At 63.5% G+C, this 18,623-nt stretch carries 13 protein-coding genes; 6 read left to right on the top strand and 7 right to left on the bottom strand.

Features of this window, described 5'->3' with window-relative positions; genetic code table 11:
• The first annotated feature begins 142 nt into the window (after window positions 1–142).
• Window positions 143–5,314, top strand: coding sequence for a hypothetical protein (locus EPO41_RS16410; RefSeq protein ID WP_296326998.1), 5,172 nt, complete (start codon window positions 143–145; stop codon window positions 5,312–5,314).
• Window positions 5,315–5,348: 34 nt separating this feature from the next.
• On the opposite strand, the gene EPO41_RS16405 is transcribed toward EPO41_RS16410, so the two are convergent.
• Entirely contained in the window at window positions 5,349–6,068 is a 720-nt protein-coding gene (locus EPO41_RS16405) for a hypothetical protein (RefSeq protein WP_296326997.1), read from the bottom strand.
• Window positions 6,069–6,433: 365 nt separating this feature from the next.
• Between EPO41_RS16405 and EPO41_RS16400 the strand changes: the two genes are divergently transcribed.
• Window positions 6,434–8,239 carry an adenylate/guanylate cyclase domain-containing protein gene (locus EPO41_RS16400; protein WP_296326995.1) on the top strand — a complete coding sequence of 602 codons (1,806 nt, stop codon included), beginning with the start codon at window positions 6,434–6,436 and terminating at the stop codon, window positions 8,237–8,239.
• A 188-nt stretch (window positions 8,240–8,427) separates the two neighbouring features.
• Here the strand turns inward: EPO41_RS16400 and EPO41_RS16395 are convergent, their stop codons facing one another.
• The 4 genes from EPO41_RS16395 to EPO41_RS16380 are packed head-to-tail and all read right to left on the bottom strand — an operon-like array spanning window position 8,428 to window position 12,199.
• Entirely contained in the window at window positions 8,428–9,387 is a 960-nt protein-coding gene (locus EPO41_RS16395) for an alpha/beta hydrolase (RefSeq protein WP_296326993.1), read from the bottom strand.
• Between the two features lie 16 nt (window positions 9,388–9,403).
• Window positions 9,404–10,423 carry a D-cysteine desulfhydrase family protein gene (locus EPO41_RS16390; protein ID WP_296326991.1) on the bottom strand — a complete coding sequence of 340 codons (1,020 nt, stop codon included), beginning with the start codon at window positions 10,421–10,423 and terminating at the stop codon, window positions 9,404–9,406.
• Window positions 10,407–11,210: an alpha/beta fold hydrolase gene (locus EPO41_RS16385; protein WP_296326989.1), complete on the bottom strand. Its 804-nt coding sequence runs from the start codon at window positions 11,208–11,210 to the stop codon at window positions 10,407–10,409. The genes EPO41_RS16390 and EPO41_RS16385 overlap by 17 nt, the downstream gene beginning before the upstream one ends.
• Before the next feature lie 2 nt (window positions 11,211–11,212).
• On the bottom strand, window positions 11,213–12,199 hold the full coding sequence (locus EPO41_RS16380) for a tripartite tricarboxylate transporter substrate-binding protein (RefSeq protein ID WP_296326988.1): 987 nt from the start codon (window positions 12,197–12,199) through the stop codon (window positions 11,213–11,215).
• Between the two features lie 96 nt (window positions 12,200–12,295).
• On the opposite strand from EPO41_RS16380, the gene EPO41_RS16375 reads away from it, so the two are divergent.
• A complete protein-coding gene (locus EPO41_RS16375; RefSeq protein ID WP_296326986.1) occupies window positions 12,296–12,829 on the top strand; it encodes a DUF3833 family protein in 534 nt (177 codons plus the stop codon).
• 30 nt (window positions 12,830–12,859) lie between these two features.
• Here the strand turns inward: EPO41_RS16375 and EPO41_RS16370 are convergent, their stop codons facing one another.
• Entirely contained in the window at window positions 12,860–13,516 is a 657-nt protein-coding gene (locus tag EPO41_RS16370; protein WP_296326984.1) for a glutathione S-transferase family protein, read from the bottom strand.
• Between the two features lie 79 nt (window positions 13,517–13,595).
• On the opposite strand from EPO41_RS16370, the gene phaZ reads away from it, so the two are divergent.
• The 3 genes from phaZ to EPO41_RS16355 are packed head-to-tail and all read left to right on the top strand — an operon-like array spanning window position 13,596 to window position 17,822.
• The gene (gene phaZ, locus EPO41_RS16365; RefSeq protein WP_296326982.1) at window positions 13,596–14,807 is read left to right on the top strand and encodes a polyhydroxyalkanoate depolymerase; all 1,212 of its coding nucleotides are present in this window, start codon (window positions 13,596–13,598) and stop codon (window positions 14,805–14,807) included.
• Between the two features lie 41 nt (window positions 14,808–14,848).
• Entirely contained in the window at window positions 14,849–17,005 is a 2,157-nt protein-coding gene (gene scpA, locus EPO41_RS16360; RefSeq protein ID WP_296326980.1) for a methylmalonyl-CoA mutase, read from the top strand.
• A gap of 34 nt (window positions 17,006–17,039) precedes the next feature.
• Window positions 17,040–17,822 carry an IclR family transcriptional regulator gene (locus tag EPO41_RS16355; protein WP_296326979.1) on the top strand — a complete coding sequence of 261 codons (783 nt, stop codon included), beginning with the start codon at window positions 17,040–17,042 and terminating at the stop codon, window positions 17,820–17,822.
• Here EPO41_RS16355 and EPO41_RS16350 read toward each other — a convergent pair.
• A complete protein-coding gene (locus EPO41_RS16350; RefSeq protein WP_296326976.1) occupies window positions 17,819–18,619 on the bottom strand; it encodes an enoyl-CoA hydratase-related protein in 801 nt (266 codons plus the stop codon). The two genes, EPO41_RS16355 and EPO41_RS16350, sit on opposite strands and share 4 nt — an antisense overlap.
• Window positions 18,620–18,623 lie beyond the last annotated feature (4 nt).

Here is an 18,623-nt window from a genome sequence, read left to right as displayed (position 1 = left end):
AACTGCCAAAGCCTGCATCGGCCAACGAGAACACGACCATATGACGTCCGCTCCCACCAAAAGGTCTCCAGTACGACTAACCGGAAACGCCGGAACTCGATACGAAAACGAGGTCGCTGCCCGCTTTCTCTTAGACATGCTAATGGGCACCAACAGCGTCGGAGCGGAGTTTGGCCGCGTTGAGCAGGCAGACTGGCAGGCCCGTGACACGGGCTGGCTCCTCGACGATTTGCTGATTAGCTGCAAGACCATAGACGGCACGAAGAGGGCGATTGGACTGTCGTACAAGAGCAACCGACAACTCACTAGGAGCGGGTTTCCCGAAGACTTTGTAGAGTTGGCTTGGGGCCAATGGCTGGGAGTCGACGGTCGGAAACTCTCCCGTGACACAGATGCCATAGTTCTTGTTACGGCGTCGATTAGCGGCGACGTTCTGGATGATTGGAATGCGCTGCTCAGAGAGGTGCTGAGCACTACACCTGATAGGATCGTGGCGCGACTTCAGACTTTAAAGGTGCAAGGAGCACAATCCTCCTCTATCCAGCGCAACATCCTGGATGGATTCAGACGCCCCCCTCGTTACAGAGGCGAATCGACAGCCGAGGAGGCAGTCGAACTTCTACACGATGTACGCGTAGTCGTGTTTGACTATGGTAGCCCAACTTCCCTCGCGACAACTGCTGCTCTACGTGACGCCCGCAGCCTGCTTTCGTCCAGTGATGCGACAGAAGCTTTCGCACTCTGGCAACGCCTAATCGGAATTGCCGATGAGATGCGTCCGGTAGGCGGCACTTTAAAACTTGAGCATCTTCTCGAAAAACTGCGAGGCGAATTCAAGCTGCGGGATCATCCAGACTATCGAGCCGATATAGAAGCCATCAGGCAACGCTCCGAGTCGGTGATGGAGGATATTGGCAATCGTGTCGCTCGCATCGCCCATCTCCCGAGAGCGGCTATTTCGGATCGTGTCCGCGAGAAACTTGCGCGCGATAAAGTCTGCATACTCGGGGGCGAGTCGGGAAGCGGAAAGTCGGCCCTGTTAAAGGAGCTAGCGGCTAGTTTTGACCTTACAGTTTGGTTCTCTCGTGAAGATCTAGATTGTGCAAGTGTCATCGACCTTCAGAACTCGATGAAGCTACAACACCCTCTTCTCGAAACTCTGTTGCATGCCCCGGGCTCTTGTTTGGTTGTTTTTGACAGTGTCGAAGGGTGCTCGGAGCGGGCGTTGAAGCTATGCGCCCTACTGCAGGCGAAGATTCTTGAATTGAACAGGGCGCATATCAACGTGGCCTTGTCACTGCAATCAGACGCGAGCGAGCGGGTCATACGCGTCTTGCGTAGTCACCACGTTACGCCAGGTAGCTTGTTCCCAGTTCAATGCGAAAGACCAGACGAAAAGGAAGTGCACGGTCTGCTTGAGGAGTTCCCAGAACTCCAATGGCTTGCTCGGCGCCCTGAACTTGCTCCGGTGCTTACCAATCTAAAAGTACTGGATTGGTTCGCAAGTAGTGGGCCACACGCCTTACCGGAAGCAGGCCAACGTCTAACAACGATAGGTGTCATTGATGAACTTTGGGCGCGGTGGACGGAAGACGCTGATGATGGGCAAGCGCGCTCTCATTTCCTGATGGAGCTGGCGCAAATTGAGGCAGACACACTTACTTATGGTCTAGCTCGTGGAAGGATCGGCGGAGAGAGGCAGCCCATATTGCGCAGCCTTGAAAGATCGGGCCTGATCCGCATCAAAGATGAACGCGTGTACCTTCACCACGATCTTTTGGGCCATTGGGCGAGGCTAAAGATTCTGATTGGGGAGAATCCCACCTCTCTGACTCATCTTTTGCAGCATGCGTTGTCACCGCTTTGGCAGCCCGCGATTCGTCTCTTCGGCCAACGCCTCTTGGAGGGTGACGACGCAAGTCGCCAACGATGGCTGAGAAGTATCGAGATCGAGGTCGATGCACCTCCCCAGTCCAGTGTAACGCGAGATCTGTTTATCGATGCGCTGTGCCTCGCAACGGATGCGCAGGAATTCTTAGAAGGGATGTGGAGAGCACTATCACACAATGGTGGCAAACACCTGCGCTTGCTCTTGAGACGCTTCCTTGCGGTGGCGACTGTGCCTGATCCCAGACTTGCGGTCTTCAGCACCCCGGAAGACGCGACGAGGCTTGAGCATCTGGTCAGACTACCCAACTGGGTATACTGGCCGCCGGTGCTCACATTTCTTCATTCCAAGAAGCAAGAGGTTGCACTCATCTCACCGTATGAGGCTGCAGATGTGTGCCATTTGTGGCTTCGAACCACAGCCGCTTTGGCGGCGCAGGGTGTCGAGATTCGCTGGCGTCAGGAAGCGGCGAATCTCGCTTATACGATTGCGCGCGAAGTCCAGGGCAGAAACCTTGAAACCGCCTACTACTCGGAGGGCAAAGACGACACGGTATTCCAAGCTCTATTGTACGCGGCACCATTATTGCCGGTAGAGGTCTCGGAGTTGTGCCTGGAGCTTGCGGGCCGAAGGCCAATCAGTGCCCAAATTAGTGAACGTGTTGCTCGCGTAAGCAAGGAACGCGCCGAGGCGAGGCGAGTGGACGCGGGGCCTCCGGTTCAGCCAGTCATTCCCCCATTCTTGGGAGGAAGACGCAGAAGCAGCCATTGGCAGGATGGACCGCAACGGCACGTTCTCTCACAGTTTCGAAATGCCTGCCTTGCGGGAGATCCCTTTGCTCGGCTGGCGCGGGCAAATCCAGAGGCGGCGCTGGAGGTTCTACTTGCCGTTTGCATTGAAGAAGCATCCGATGAAGATGACTTCGGCAGTTCGAGCCTGCCAGGGTGTGGCCTGTCGTATTGGCCAGAGGGTGAACCTCCGGCATACTTTCGAGGCCCGTTTCTCTCGTTCCTCAACGAGGCACCGCAAGAAGCACTGTCTTTTGTTATTCGGCTGACGAACTTCGCCACACATCGATACACCAGAGATAAGTGTTGGATGGACGTTACTGTGGCGGGCGAGAGCCGACGATGGTTCGGCAATTCAAACGTTTACCGTTGGCATCACGATGGGCCTGTCCATAGCGCCTCGCAGGTGGTTTCAGCGTTGATGGCACTGGAGTTCTGGCTGTACGCCAAAATTCATCAACAACAGTCCATTGCCCATTGGTTGACAAGAATTATCAACGAGAGTGAGTCACTGGCGTTCGCCGGGATACTTATGAATGTTGGCAAGCTAGCACCGCATCTCTTTGCGAATGTGCTCAGGCCTCTGTTTTCTGTTTGGTATTTCTGGAGTTGGGATTTTCAGCTTGCGACTCTAAAGTCTACGGACAGTACTGGACCCCTAGGTTACTGGGGTCATCAATCTAGGCAGCTGTTCGATATGGCTGCAGCGTTCTCGCGTCTTCCCCATCGTTCGGAAAGCTTGCTCTATCCGGAGGGGCCGATTGCGAGAAGCATGCTGGGGCGGCCTGAGTATGCCTCGCTATTCGAAGACGTGCGTTCAAAGTGGGAGGCACATCTATCAGAAGACGATTCAAAAGAGTCCTTAAGATTGCTGATTGAGCGATTGAGACCAGAGAATTACCTATTCGAGGCGCAGGGAGCGGAGCTTGTGCCAGTCTCCTTCTCTTGGCCGGCAGAAATTGCGAGCAAGAACGAAGCGAGCTTGCAGAGGCTTATGGAGGAGCAGAATCGGAGGCTGCTGCCTTTCCAATGCCGTAAGCTTCTTCATGCAAGCGGGGATCTAACTCGGGAGCAAACCGAGTCGATTTGGACGTTGCTTAAGTCACTTGAGCCGCACCTGACTGAATCACTCACAGATCGCAAAGGGCCTTACTGGGAAGCGATTGATGCGGTCATTTCGGGAATTGCGCTCTTAATTGCTAAGAGTTGGCCTTGGCTCCAGGATGACCCAACTCGAATCGCATGGTGTCGAGCGAGATTGGAGGAAACACTTAACTTTCAAACGGATCGATTTTCGAGTGAAGTCGCAATCGGTGATCAGCGCTGGGACTCGTTTGCAGCCGAGTGTGGTGTCATGCTTCTCGTAACCGATCCTTCAGATTCGCTGGCAAGGAAGCTCGTTGCCGCGGCTATCACGGCGTTTCGATATGCCACCACAGGGTTGGTTATGACGCGTATTGCGGACGCGCGAGCAAATCTTGGAACACTGTTTCCGCATTCCATTGCGTTGGCAGCGAGGTGGTCGGCAGTTCGCCAAATGGCGAGGTATCAGACTGTCGAAGAAGCTGTCGCCTCAAGAAGGAAGCTCATTGAGCAATTTGAGGCCGGCCAATTGTCTGACGCAATTCCCGAACTACAATCGCTCAATATTGAGTTACGAAAGACTCTCGATGAGCATTATGAGAAGCAATATCCTGAGCGAAGAGTAGTTCGCGAGCCAGAGGAGCACGAAGAAGGAAGCGGCCAGCGACGTAAGCTTCGACCAGAGCGCTTGGCGCTGGACGAGCACGTGATCATGGCCGCCTTCGGATGGCTGAATTTGGCAGAAGCGACACCAGCGGAGAACAAGGCGTGGGTAGCGATTCTGAAGGAACTTTTGGCGCTCGTGCTCAATAGGCTGCCTGTTATCCGGGCAGATAGCCGCGATCGTCTAGAAGGTACGCCATCAGAGTTTGACAACTGGACATTGCAGATGGTCGCCAGGAGCATTCCGAGCCGGCCCGACGAAGAGTCACGTCGAGAACTCTGGAAGCCAATTGTGGCGCATGGCGCGTTCGCGCATCGCTGGGTCGAGTACTTTTTCTGGAATTGGTTCACTACAGGATACGCCGCTACTGGCTCGGCCAATACCTTTGTTGGAATCTGGCGGCCAATGATTGATTTCGCAATTAGTCAAGAGTCATGGAGCCCGAGCAAGGTTGCGTATTTCGACCTCGACGCAGTCGTAGTACAGTTGCTGGCATTGGACGCGCGCTGGACACGGCAACTGACTAATGAAGAACATGCCGCGATCTTTAGGCAGCTTGAGGAGGTATACGAGAAGGCAATCGGTTATTGGGGAGCAACACCACGAATTGTCTCCCATTTTGCGGCTTTTGTTGTGCTTCCAGGCCCAAGCGAATTGCTGCTACCAGCTATAAATTGGCTGCTGCCAAAAGTTGAGCGCTTCGCCGATTACGATTGGAAGCATGATGTTGAAGATAGCCTCATAGAGTTCTTGAGTGCGTGCTGGGCGCAGAGGCGTGATGAACTCGCTGCCGATCAGAAAAATCGGGAAGCGTTCTTAAAGTTGCTCGCAAAGGTGACTGCTCGTGGGTCACCCGCGGCGATCGCTCTGAGCAGACGTATTGCAGGCTGAGCGTGAAACCGACCAGATCGATGTGGTGGACGCTTCAGGCCGAGGGACGTTTTTTCGGCCAGTCATAGCGTCTGCTTCCAGGTTGGTTCAGATCGGGTCGCACCGGAAAGCTGGCTCCATTGTAACTGAGAACGCGCGGTGGAATGGGATGAAGACGCAGATACTTGCCTAGCGCCTCTGGTGTCATCAGTTTCGTTCTCAATGACGTTAATGGTTCCAGATGCTTTACCTCTTCGAACCTTTTGATCAGATCAAAATCCATTGTGAGGAAGCAGAAGCAGTCATGCGCTTCAGCGGTACGAAGATGCCAAGCATCTTGGCTTCGCTTCTGCTCCAGATGGTACAGAAGGCTTTGATACAGCGGGTCCTCCGAAGCATCCAATCGCTCGCGTTGATGCTTCTTGCTCGACAGTTCTTCGAATGTGTATCCGCCGAATGAGAGCGTGTCGAGGATCTGGGGGCGAATGCCTTGAAAGACGTTGTAGTCGTAGTAGCTGCCGCCTTGGAGCCGCGCGGGCGCAAGGCGGTATTCCTCGGCTTTCAGCTCGGTCGAAGTTTTCATTGCAATGAACCCGAGGCGCGCAAGGTGCGCGATGCCCGGAAGGATTTGGACGCTTCTGTATAGGTCCGTCGCGCAGTCAGGTGCATGGACGGGCACGCGCGCGAGATAGCCCAGCTCAGCTTGCCAAACATCTGAGTACCCGGTTGTTACCCACTGAGTTTCGTGCGTTACGCCGTGGGCGAAGACGTTCACATCTACCAACACTTTGAGAGGAGAGAGTCGAAGCTGCCTTCGTGCTTCGTACGTCGATAGATGAATCAACCCGTTGACGAACGTGGGCAGATACCGAAAGCAGATTCGCTCCCGCCAACGGTGCCAAGTTTGTCTTGTTTTCATCATGTTGTTAGCGGGCCAAGCGTGAAAGAGTTGTTGCCAATGCCAGTTCAGACGGGCGCAAACAATCACTTCAATTCGGGCAAGATAATCACTATAGCAAACAGTTCAAGATTGCGCGCTGTGGCGCCCTCTCTCGCTGGAATGGAGTATAGACTTAGAGGGGTTATTCTATCGATCCTTCACCCCTGATCCGCCCGCCCGCGTGCTACAGTACCAGCCCCATGCCGCCTCTCTCGCGCCGCACCTGGAGCTGGACCTTCGATCTGCCGCCGTCCGTGTTGTGGCCGGTGCTGGCCGACACCAACCGCTTCAACGAGGCGATGGGCCTGCCGCCCTATCTGCTGGAGGAGACGCCGCAGCCCAACGGCACGGTGCTGCGCCGCGGCCGGGGCAAGGCGGCGGGGTTCACGCTCGAATGGGAGGAGAAGCCCTACGAGTGGGTGCTGGGCCGGCATTTCAACGTGTCGCGGGTCTTCTCCAAGGGGCCGTTCCGCCGCTTCGGGCCGGTGTTTGATCTCGAGCCCGACGGCAAGGGCGGCTCGCTGGTCCGCTACGCGCTCGAATGGGAGCCGCTCACCCTGATGGGCCGCCTGTTCGGCAAGCGGCTGGCCGAGCAGGCCGGCGCCGCCGTGGGCAAGCGCGTCCTGGAGGCCGTGTCCTTCCTCAAGGGCGAGCGCGAGACGCCGTTCGAGCTGCCGAAGCCGGCGCTGCCGGAGGGCGCGTTCGAGCGCGCGGCGGCGATGGCGGTGGAGATCGACCGCAGCCCCTACGGCAACGGGCTCGGCCGGGTGCTGACCGGCACGGTGCTGGGCGGCATGGCGGGCGATCTCGCCCATCTCAAGCCCAAGCGGCTGGCGCGCCAGATCGGCGTGGCGCCGCGCGCCGCGATCGAGGGCTGCCTCGCCTCGGTGCGGGCGGGGCTGCTGACCATGAGCTGGGACCTGCTCTGCACCAACTGCCGCGGGCCCAAGCTCTCGGCCTCGGCCCTGTCGGAGCTGCCGCGCGGCGCGCACTGTCCCTCCTGCAACATCGATTACGACCGCGATTTCGAGAAGAACGTCGAGCTCACCTTTGCGCCGGCGCCGTCGGTGCGGCCGCTGATGGCGGGCGGCTTCTGTTTGAGCGGCCCGATGGCGACGCCGCATGTCGCGGTCCAGCTGCTGCTGGCGCCGGGGGAGCGGCGGCGCGTTTCGGTCGATCTGCCGCCGGGCCGCTACCGGCTGCGCACGCTGCATCCCGGCGAAACGATCGACGTGGAGCATGAGGGCGGGCCGTTCCCCGGCCTGCGTGTGACGGCGGCCGGCGTCGAGGCGCTTCCTCCATCGGGCGAAGCAGGGACGATCGAGTTCGTGAACGAGGCGGGCTTCGAGCTGGCGGCGCTGATCGAGGATCGCACCTGGACGCGCGAGGCGCTCACCGCGCCGGAGGTGATCTCGCTGCAGGCCTTCCGCGATCTCTTCGCCGCCGCGACCCTGCGGCCGGGCGACGAGGCGGGGGTGAGCCAGGTGGCGCTGCTCTTCTCCGACCTGCGCGGCTCGACCGCGCTCTACGAGCGGTTGGGCGATGCCGCGGCCTACAACGTGGTGCGCGAGCATTTCGCGCTGCTGGCCGCCATCGTGCGCGACCATGACGGCGCGGTGGTGAAGACCATCGGCGACGCGGTGATGGCCTCGTTCGGCGACCCCGCCGACGCGGTGCGGGCCGCGCTTTCCATGCAGGCCCGCATTGCCGACCAGGATCTGACCTTGAAGCTCGGAGTCCATATGGGGCCGAGCGTGGTGGTGACGCTGAACGACCGCCTCGACTATTTCGGCTCCACGGTGAACATGGCCGCGCGCCTGCAGGGGCAGAGTGCCGGTGGCGACGTGGTGCTGTCGCGTGCGGTCGCCGACGATCCCGCCGTCCAGGGAGTCATCGCCGACGTGTCGAAGCGCGAGGAAGAGGTCGCGCTGAAGGGCTTCGACAAGCCGGTCGGGTTCGTGCGGCTGGCACCGCCTGTAACCCCCTCACCTAACCTCTCCCCCTAGCGGGGGCGAGGAACATGAGTTTTCAAACTCCTCTCCCCCGCCAGGGGGAGAGGCTGGGTGAGGGGGCAACGCACGGCCTCCCGTCCCGGAGTCTTTGCTGGGCGCGCGCCACTGCGCGCGGGGTAACCCCCGCGCTGAAGTGGCGCATCATGAGTCATGAGCGCAACTGGAGTTGCGCGCTCCAATGATCACGTCCCGAAGAACGCGCCCATCACCGCGGCGGCCTCGTCGTTGGCCTTCAGGCCCTGCTGCAGGAACCGCGTGAGGGAGAAGAAGCCGTGGATGGTGCCGGGGTAGTTGACGTAGGTGGTCTTCACGCCGGCGTCGATCAGCCGGTTGGCATAGGCGCGGCCCTCGTCGCGCAGCGGGTCGTGGCCGGCGGTCAGCACGAAGGCGGGCGGCAGGCCGGTGAAGTCCTTTGCCAGCAGCGGCGACAGGCGCAGGTCCGAAAGGTCGGTGCCGGCCGGCACATAGGCCTTCCAGAACCAGTCCATCAGGCCCTTGGTGAGGAAATATCCCTCGGCGAACTGCTGGCGCGAGCCGCTCTCCTTGCTGGAATCGGTCGCGGGATAGATCAGCATCTGGAAGGCGGGGCCCGCTTCCTTCGCATCGCGCATCGCCTGGCAGACGACGGCGGCCACCGCGCCGCCCGCCGAATCGCCGCCGACCGCGAGGCGCGCGGGATCGGCGCCGAACGTATCGGCGTGGTCGCGGATGTGGCGGAACGCGGCGATGCCGTCGTCGATCGGCGCGGGGAAGGGATGCTCGGGCGACAGGCGGTAGTCGATCGAGATCACCTGGCAGCGGCTCTTGTTCGCGAGCCGCCGGCAGGTCGAATCGTGCGTCTCGATGGTGCCGATCACGAAGCCGCCGCCGTGATAGTAGATCAGCGTCGGCAGGTTGCCCTGCGTCAGCGCCAGAGTGACGCCGAGCGGCAGGTAGCGGCGGTACTTGATCGGGCCGCCCGGCCCGGCGAAGACGCCGTCGACCGTGTCGCCGACCTGCGGCGGATCGGCCTCGCTGTCCTCCGACATCTTGTCGACCGCCGCGCGGCCGACCGCATGCGGCAGGGTCTCGAGCTTCGGCCGGCCGGCCTTGGTGGCCTCCTCCATCAGGTCGAGCAGGATACGGGCTTCGGCGTCGAGCATGTCTTGTCTCCAGCAGTCAGTCGAACAGGTGACGATAGGCGAACAGCGCCGGCGCGCCGCCGGTATGGACGAAGATCACGTCCTGGTCCTTGTGCCAGCGCCCGGCCTCGATGAGCGCAATCAATCCGGCCAGTCCCTTGCCGGAATAGACCGGGTCCAGCACCAGCGCCTCCAGTCGCGCGCCGAGCTTCATCGCTTCGACCGTCGCGGCATGCGGCACGCCATAGGCCGGCCCGGCATGTCCGGCCACGACCTCGACGTCGTCCGGCACGAACGGCTGGTCCAACAGGTCGGCCGCGCCTCCGCCATAGGCCAGCACGTCGGCGCGCACCCGCTCGGGTTCGGCATCGATGTCGATGCCGACGATTTTCGTGTCGGGCAGGCAGGCACGCGCGCCGACGACCAGCCCGGCCTGGGTGGCGCCGCTGCCGCTGCAATGGACGATCGAGTGCGGCGTGAAGCCCAGCGTCTCGGCCTGCGCGGCGATCTCCGTCACGGTCGACGCATAGGCCACGGCGCCCAGCGGATTGGAAACGCCGTAGGGGACGAGGTAGGGCGTGCGGCCCGCCGCGCGCAGCCGGTCGGCGAGGTCGCGGATGGCGCCGTTGCGATCGCCGTTCCACGGCACGTCGTGCAGGGTCGCACCGAACAGGCGGTTGAGCAGCGCGTTGCCGGTCTTCTCATAGTCGGGCGAAGGCGGCGCGAGGCGACCGTGATAGACGGCGAGATGGCAGTCGAAGCCGAGCTTCGCCGCGGCGGCGGCAACCTGGCGCTGGCTGTTCGATTGCACGACGCCGCCCGAGACCAGCGTGTCGGCGCCCGCCGCGACGGCTTCGCTCAGCACGGTGTCGAGCTTGCGCAGCTTGTTGCCGCCGAGACCGACGCCCGTGCAGTCCTCGCGCTTCACCCAGAGGCGGGGTCCGCCGAGATGCGCCGTCAGCCGCTTCATCGGCTCCAGCGGCGTCGGCAGGTGGGCGAGGCCGAGGCGCGGAAAGCGTGCCAGTTTCGTGGTGAAGCGATCAGCTGAGGAAAGCATGGGCATGTCCGGCGACGTCGATAGCGCGTTCCCAGCTCATGCAGAAGCGGCCGTTTGCGATCGTCTCGATCCTTGCGTGCGGGCAGCGCGCCTGCAGCAGCGCGCGATGGCGGCCATAGATGAAGTGCTCGCCGTAGAGCATCAGGGTCGGGCAGGCGAGGGATTGCATGCCGGCCAGGGTGTCGAATTTCGCCAGCGCCTGCATGGCCTGCCAGCGGTCGCGGCCGATCTCGAATTGGGCCACGTTGATACGGTCCATCCAGGCTTGCGTCGGCTGCATCGGCGCATGCTCGGGATCGTTGGTGAGGAGAAAGTCGATGGAGCGCGGTGCGGGGAAGCCCGTGGCGTCCTGCGGCCTCACCTTTGCGATGTCGGCGATGTCCCTGGTCGCGGTGGCGTCGTCGGCGAAGTAGGGCGTGTTCACCAGCACGACCTTGTCGATGCGATCGCGCCAGCCGCTGCCCAGCGCGATCGACACCGCCGCACCCACGGCCTCGCCCAGCGCAAAGGCACGATCGATCTTCAGCGCATCCATCGTCTCGATCACGGCGCGGGCGTAATCTTCTATGCGCGGTTGCCAGTCGATGTGGTCGGAATGCCCGTGGCTGGGATAGTCGATGGCGACGGCGCGGAAGTGCGGGCCCAGCGCCTGCAGCAGCTCGACCATCAGGGCCGAACTCTGCTGGTTGATGTGGCTCACCATCACGACGGGACCGCTGCCGCAGGCCCTGTAGTGGATGTGCCCGGCGAAGGTCTTCGCCAGGCCGCGCTCGATGGGCAAAGGCATGGCTATTCGAGCTTCACGTTGGCGGCCTTGATGACCGCCGCCCACTTGGCCACTTCGGACTTGAGATAGGCCGTCACCTCGGCCGGCGAATCGCCGACCGCGACGCCGCCGACCGCGGCATAGGCGTCGATCACTTCCTTCGAGCGCAAGGTGTCGACCGCGGCTTCGTGGATCTTCTGCCGCGCCGCCGCCGGCGCCTCGCCCGGCGCCACCAGCGCATACCAGTTGTCGGAGTTCACCTTGGGCAGGCCCAGTTCGGCCATGGTCGGCACGTCGGGCAGCAGCTTGGCGCGCGTGTCGGAGCTGACGGCCAGCGCCTTCACCGCGCCCGACCTTATGTGCGGCAGCAGCACCGGCACGTCGAGCAGCGCGCAGTTCACCGTGCCGGCGATCAGGTCGTTGGTCGCGGGCGCGGCGCCGCGATAGGGCACGTGCAGGAGGTCGATACCGGCCTCGCGCTTCAACAGCTCGGTGGCGAGATGGGTGATGCCGCCGGTGCCGGCCGATCCATAGGTGAGCTTGCCGGGATTGGCCTTGGCATAGGCCACGAAGCCCTTGAAGTCGTCGATGCCGAGCTTGCTGCTGACCACCAGCACTTCCTGCACCCGCACGACCAGGGTGACCGGGACGATGTCCTTCCCGGGATCGTAGGGCATCTTCGGCATCAGGCTCTGCATGATGGCGCCGGCGCTGGCGCTCATCAGGCCCAGCATGTGCGGGTCGGTCGCCGCCTTGGCCACCACGTCGATGCCGGTGACGCCGGCCGCGCCGCTCTTGTTGTCGACCACCACCGCCTGGCCCAGCCGCTCGCCCATGCCCTTGGCGAGCGGCCGTCCGAACGTGTCGGCCGGGCCGCCGGCCGGGAAGGGGATGATCAGCGTGAGCGGCTTGCTCGGGAACGTGGCCTGGGCGCGGGCGCCGGCGCTCAGGATCGGCACGGCCGGCAGGGCCGCAAGCCCCGCGATCGCGGCGCGGCGGGTGATGGTCATTTGTTTCCTCCGCTTCGTTGGCGGAAGTCTGCGCGGCGGCAGGGGAGGCGACAAGGGGTGATCCGGTGGCGGCATCTCGGTCGTACAACCGGCACGATGACAACCTTCACGCCGAAGCGCTTCTCCCCGCTGGGCCTCCTCGCGCTGCTGGGTGCCTGCGCCGCACCGCCGGAGGCGACCGTCGCCGCTTCTTCACCGCCGCTGGTGCTGGAACAGTTCTTCCCCGGCCGCACGGTCGGGCAGGGCGTGTTCACCAACAGCTGGACCGGTTCGCAGCGCCGCTTCGACGTGGTGATCGACGGCAGCTGGGACGGCAAGGTGCTGACCCTGGTCGAGGATTTCGCCTATGCCGACGGCGAGAAGGACCGCAAGACCTGGCGCCTGGAACGCACCGCGCCCGGCACCTACACCGGCATGCGCGAGGACGTCGTGGGGCAGGCGCGGGCCTGGACCGAGGGCAAGGTGGTGCGGCTGGAATATGCCGTGAGCCTCGGCGGCTGGACCGTCGACTTCTCCGACGTGCTCGCCCTCAATCCCGACGGCTCCCTGATCAACAAGGCCACCGTCGGCAAATGGGGCATCCGCGTGGGACGCGTCGAACTCGAGCTAAAGCGGGCGCCGGGGAGTTAGTGCTGGGGGCGCGCCCCCAGCAAACCCAGCCTAAAACTCGACGTCCAGCTCCTCCACTTCCTCGGGCTCGGACTTCGCGGCGGCGGTCCATTCCTTCATCGCGGGGAAGCCCAGCATCAGGTCGCGATAGGCTGCCGAGGCGGGGTCGAGCTTCACGTTGTAGGTCGCGAAGCGGGTGCAGACCGGGGCGTACATGGCGTCGGCCATGGTCGGGGTCTTCCCGAACAGGTAGGGCCCGCCATATTTCTGCAGGCAGTCGCGCCAGATCGTCGTGACCCGCTCGATGTCGGCCTGGGCGCCGCCCCACACCTTGAAGCTTTCGTGACGGACCTTGAGGTTCATCGGCAGGGCCGAGCGCAGGTTGGCGAAGCCCGAATGCATCTCGCCGCAGACCGCGCGGCAATGGGCGCGCGCCACCGGATCCTTGGGCAGCAGGCCGGCGTCCGGCTTGATCTCGTGCAGATACTCGGCGATCGCCAGCGTGTCCCAGACCTTGACCGGACCATGCTCCAGCGAGGGCACCAGGAAGGAGGGCGAGAGCAGCAGCAGCTCGGCCCGGGTGGACGGATCGTCCCACGGCGCGATCCGCTCCTCGAAATCGAGGCCGGCCATCCGGCACAACAGAAAGCCTCTGAGTGACCAAGAGGAATAGTTCTTGCTACTGATGGTGAGCGAGGCCTCGGCCATGGACTCCACCCCTCCCGGTTGGTGGTTGTCTGTATCTTAGGTGCCCTCGCAGATGCAAATTCCGAGCCGGTCGCCCCCTATGCTTTATGCGATGTATCAGACCGCCGCCGACATGATGCTTCCGATCCGTCTCTGGGCGACGGCGGCAGGCCAGACCCTGTCCACAGGGGCGAATCCCACGCCCGACAGCTGGCGGGCGGCCAGCGCATTGTGCGAGATGACGTCACGGGCGACCTTGACCCATCGGCGCCCGTCCTTCGGCCTATCCGAGGTGCCCTACGGCAACCAGACCGTGGCGGTGCGCGAGGAAGAGGTCTTCGCCACGCCGTTCGGCACCCTGCTGCGCTTCGCCAAGGTGGGGGTCCCGCCGCAGCCCAAGGTGCTGCTGGTCGCGCCTCTTTCGGGGCATTTCGCGACGCTTCTGCGCGACACGGTGCGCGTTTTGTTGCCAGACCACGACGTCCACATCACCGACTGGGCCAATGCCCGCGACGTCGGCATCTGGAACGGCCGCTTCGGCTTCGACGAATATGTCGAGCACCTGATCAAGTTCCTCGAGGTGATGGGCCCCGGCGCCCATGTCATCGCCGTCTGCCAGCCCTGCGTCCAGGCGCTGGCGGCGGCGGCGATCATGGCCGAGGACGACAATCCGGCGCAGCCGCGCAGCATGACCCTGATGGCCGGCCCGATCGACACGCGGATCAGCCCGACCAAGGTCAACGAGCTGGCCATGGGCAAGCCGATCAGCTGGTTCGAGCAGAACCTGATCCATCGCGTGCCGATCCGCTATCCCGGCGCGACGCGCCGCGTCTATCCCGGCTTCGTCCAGCTCACCGCCTTCATGAGCATGAATGCCGAGCGCCACATCAAGGCGCAGGTCGACCTCTACAAGCACCTGGCCAAGGGCGAGACCGAGCAGGCCAAGACCATCAAGGACTTCTACGACGAATATTTCGCCGTGCTCGACATGACGGCGGAGTTCTACCTGGAGACCGTCCAGTGGGTGTTCCAGGAGCACCGGCTGGCCAAGGGCGAGCTCGACTGGAAGGGCCGGCGGGTCGATCCCAAGGCGATCCGCCGCACCGCCCTGTTCACCATCGAGGGCGAGCGCGACGATATCTGCGCGCTGGGCCAGACCGTGGCCGCCCACGACCTCTGTTCCAGCCTGCGACCCTATCGCAAGAAGCACTATATGCAGGCCGGCGTCGGCCATTACGGGGTGTTCAGCGGCCGCCGCTGGGCCGGCCAGATCTATCCCCTGGTGCGAAACACGATTCTGGCCAACGAATAAGCAGGTCTTTTCAGGCCGGAAATCCGCAGTACATTGTGGGTATGGCCGATTTTCCGAAGAAGACCCTCGCCGACTGGGAAAAGCTCGCAGCGAAGGAGCTGCGCGACCGCCCGCTCGATGACCTCACCTGGACGACCCCCGAGGGCATCCAGGTGAAGCCGCTCTACACGGCCGCCGACCTCGAGCAGATCGAGACGGTGGGCTCGCTGCCGGGCTTCCCGCCCTTCACGCGCGGGCCCAAGGCCACGATGTACACGGGGCGTCCCTGGACGGTCCGCCAGTATGCCGGCTTCTCGACCGCGGAAGAGAGCAACAAGTTCTATCGCGCCAACCTCGCGGCCGGCCAGATGGGCCTGTCGGTGGCCTTCGATCTCGCCACGCATCGCGGCTACGATTCGGATCATCCGCGCGTGGTCGGCGACGTCGGCAAGGCGGGCGTGGCGATCGATTCCGTCGAGGACATGAAGATCCTGTTCGACGGCATCCCGCTCGACAAGATGAGCGTGTCGATGACGATGAACGGCGCCGTGCTGCCGGTGCTCGCCGGCTACATCGTCGCCGCCGAGGAGCAGGGCGTGCCGCAGGACAAGCTGTCGGGCACGATCCAGAACGACATCCTCAAGGAGTTCATGGTCCGGAACACCTATATCTATCCGCCCGGACCCTCCATGCGCATCGTGGCCGACATCATCGAGCACACCGCGCTCTACATGCCCAAGTTCAACTCGATCTCGATCTCCGGCTATCACATGCAGGAGGCGGGCTCGACGCTCGTCCAGGAGCTGGCGTTCACGCTGGCCGACGGGCTCGAATACGTGCGCGCCGCCAAGGCCAAGGGCCTCGACATCGACGCCTTCGCGCCGCGCCTCTCCTTCTTCTTCTGCATCGGCATGAACTTCTTCATGGAAGCGGCCAAGCTGCGCGCCGCGCGCTTCCTGTGGGCCGAGCTGATCAAGCCGTTCGAGCCCAAGAAGGTCGATTCGCTGTCGCTGCGCACCCACTGCCAGACCTCGGGCGTGTCGCTCACCGAGAAGGATCCGTACAACAACGTGATCCGCACCGCCTACGAGGCGATGGCGGCGGTGCTGGGCGGCACGCAGTCGCTGCACACCAACTCGTTCGACGAGGCGATCGCGCTGCCGACGCCGACCTCGGCGCGCATCGCGCGCAACACCCAGCTGATCCTCCAGCACGAGACCGGCGTCACCAAGGTCGTCGATCCGCTGGCCGGCAGCTACTACGTCGAATCGCTGACCGCCAGCCTGGTCGCCGAGGCGCGCAAGCTCATCCAGGAAGTCGAGGCGCTGGGCGGCATGACCAAGGCCGTCGAGGCCGGCATGCCCAAGATGCGCATCGAGGAAGCCTCGGCGCGCCGCCAGGCCCGCATCGACCGCGGCGAGGAGATCGTGGTCGGCGTGAACAGGTTCCAGCTCAAGGAAGAGCCGCCGATCGACATCCTCGACATCGACAACGACGTCGTGCGCGAGGCGCAGCTCAGCCGCCTGCACAAGATCCGCACGACCCGCGACGAGGCCAGGTGCGTCGCCGCGCTGAAGGCGCTGGGCGAGGCCGCGCGCAACGGCACCGGCAATCTCCTGGGGCTCTCGATCGAGGCGACCCGCGCCCGCGCCACGGTGGGCGAGATCTCGTCGGCGCTGGAAGGCGTCTACGGCCGCTACCAGGCGACCATCCGCTCGATCTCCGGCGTCTATGCCGGCGAATGGGAAGGCGACGCCGGCCTCGAGCGCATCCGCACCGACATCTCGGCCTTCGCCGAGGAGGAGGGCCGCCGGCCGCGCCTCATGGTCGTGAAGATGGGCCAGGACGGCCATGATCGCGGCGCCAAGGTGATCGCCACGGCCTTCGCCGACTTAGGGTTCGACGTCGATGTCGGCCCGCTGTTCCAGACGCCCGAGGAAGCCGCGCGCGCCGCCATCGAGAACGACGTGCACGTGATCGGCATCTCGAGCCAGGCCGCCGGCCACAAGACCCTGGTGCCGCAGCTCATCGAGGAACTGGCCAAGCAGAATGCGTCCGAAATCATGGTCGTGGTCGGCGGCGTCATTCCCGCCCAGGACTACGACTTCCTGAAGAAGGCAGGCGTCGCGGCGATCTACGGCCCGGGCACCAACATCCCGGCCGCCGCCGCGGAGATCCTGTCGATCCTGCGCCAGCGCGACCAGAAGCGCGCCGCCTGACGCGCGCGGGCCTGGTCCGCTCGAGCTGGTCGAGGTGGCGTTGAAGGAACCGAGGAAGGACAAGGACGGCAAGCCGGCCGGCGGGATCAACGTGCGCGCCGCATCGCGCACCATCGACCTGTTCGAGGCGTTTGCGACGATCCGCCGTCCGATGACCGTCTCGGAAATGGCGCGGGCGCTCAAGATGCCGGTGTCGAGCTGCTTCTCGATCATCCGCACGCTGGAGGCCCGCGGCTATCTCTTCAACCTGCCGCCCGGCAACAGCTTCTATCCCACCGCCCGCCTGCGCGACGTCGCGGAGGACATCACCAAGGCCGACCCGGTCCTGTCGGTGGTCGGCAGCGCGGTGCGCCAGCTTTGCGACGAATCGCGGGAGACCGCGATGTTCGGCAAGCTCTGCCGCAACAGGGTCATCCTGCTCGCCGTGGAGGTGACCTCGGCCCCATCGCGCTACATGCCCCAGGTCGGCGACCTGCGGCCCGTCCATGCGACGGCCATCGGCAAGGCGCTGTTGGGATCGTTGCGGGAAGAGGAGCTGGAGAAGATCCTGTCGCACGTGACCTTGGAGAAAGTCACGCGGCAGACGATCACCGACACCGGCCAGCTCAGGAAGGAGCTGGCCGCGAGCCGTCGCCGCGGCTGGTACACGAACGTGGAAGAGACCATCGCCGACATGACGTCGCTCTGCGTGCCGCTGACGATGCGCGGCGAGCACTATGCCTTGGCGATTTCCGGTCCCACCGTGCGCATCAAGACGAACTTCAAGGAAAACTTCGAACGGCTGCAGGCCACCGCCGAGGCGATCAGCAGCAATTAGCGCGCTGGTTTCCGCGAGATGCGCTCGTAGGCCTCCGCCAGGGCCGTGCGATGTTCCGGGGTGTTGTGCCCCAGCGCCTGCATCGCGGCCGAGACTTCGAGCAGATGGTTGATCTGCATGTTGCGTCCCATCCGCAGCAGGCGCTTGGTCATGCGCACGCCGTCGGCCGGGTGACGGGCGATACGCCGGGCCAGCGACATCGCCTCCTCGATCAGGCTCTCCGGCTTGACGACCCTGCTGACGAGGCCGATCTCGAGCGCCCGCGCCGCGTCGATCGTGTCGCCAGTGAAAGCCAGCTCGCAGGCGTCCGCGAAGCTCATCGTGCGCGGCAGCAGCCAGGCGCCGCCATCGCCCGACACCAGGCCCAGAGTGACGAATGTCTGGGCGAAACGCGCGGTTTCGGAGGCGATGCGGATGTCGCACATCATGGCGAGGTCGCAGCCGGCGCCCATGGCCGGCCCGTTGACCGCGGCGATTACCGGCACTTCGAGTGCCTCGAACAGCTCGGGCAGTTGCTGGATGCCGCGGCGATAGGCCATGCGCGTTGCCTCGGGACGCTCGCGATCGACCAGCGAAGTGCCGTCGAGCATGGCCTTGAGATCGCCGCCGGCCGAGAAGGCCGAGCCGTTGCCCGTCAGCACGAGGCACTTCACCTCGCGGTCGCGATCGAGCGCGCGGATCGTATCCGCCACCTCGTCGATCATCGCGACGTCGGTAAAGGCGTTGCGACGCTGCGGCCTGTTCAGGCGCACGACGGCGATGCCGTCTTGCCGTTCGACCAGGACTGCGGGCTCCATGTCA

This window comes from Reyranella sp. (genome assembly GCF_004297265.1).
Classification (GTDB): domain Bacteria; phylum Pseudomonadota; class Alphaproteobacteria; order Reyranellales; family Reyranellaceae; genus Reyranella.
The sequence above is the reverse complement of the archived record's forward strand: the minus strand, read 5'-3'. Positions and strand labels throughout refer to the sequence as shown.

Bases quoted from the DNA above. Each gene is read 5' to 3' on its own strand.
- EPO41_RS16410 (WP_296326998.1), top strand. From the start codon at position 143: ATGGGCACCAACAGCGTCGGAGCGGAGTTTGGCCGCGTTGAGCAGGCA.
- EPO41_RS16400 (WP_296326995.1), top strand. From the start codon at position 6,434: ATGCCGCCTCTCTCGCGCCGCACCTGGAGCTGGACCTTCGATCTGCCG.
- EPO41_RS16395 (WP_296326993.1), bottom strand. From the start codon at position 9,387: ATGCTCGACGCCGAAGCCCGTATCCTGCTCGACCTGATGGAGGAGGCC.
- EPO41_RS16390 (WP_296326991.1), bottom strand. From the start codon at position 10,423: ATGCTTTCCTCAGCTGATCGCTTCACCACGAAACTGGCACGCTTTCCG.
- EPO41_RS16385 (WP_296326989.1), bottom strand. From the start codon at position 11,210: ATGCCTTTGCCCATCGAGCGCGGCCTGGCGAAGACCTTCGCCGGGCAC.
- EPO41_RS16380 (WP_296326988.1), bottom strand. From the start codon at position 12,199: ATGACCATCACCCGCCGCGCCGCGATCGCGGGGCTTGCGGCCCTGCCG.
- EPO41_RS16375 (WP_296326986.1), top strand. From the start codon at position 12,296: ATGACAACCTTCACGCCGAAGCGCTTCTCCCCGCTGGGCCTCCTCGCG.
- EPO41_RS16370 (WP_296326984.1), bottom strand. From the start codon at position 13,516: ATGGCCGAGGCCTCGCTCACCATCAGTAGCAAGAACTATTCCTCTTGG.
- phaZ (WP_296326982.1), top strand. From the start codon at position 13,596: ATGCTTTATGCGATGTATCAGACCGCCGCCGACATGATGCTTCCGATC.
- scpA (WP_296326980.1), top strand. From the start codon at position 14,849: ATGGCCGATTTTCCGAAGAAGACCCTCGCCGACTGGGAAAAGCTCGCA.
- EPO41_RS16350 (WP_296326976.1), bottom strand. From the start codon at position 18,619: ATGGAGCCCGCAGTCCTGGTCGAACGGCAAGACGGCATCGCCGTCGTG.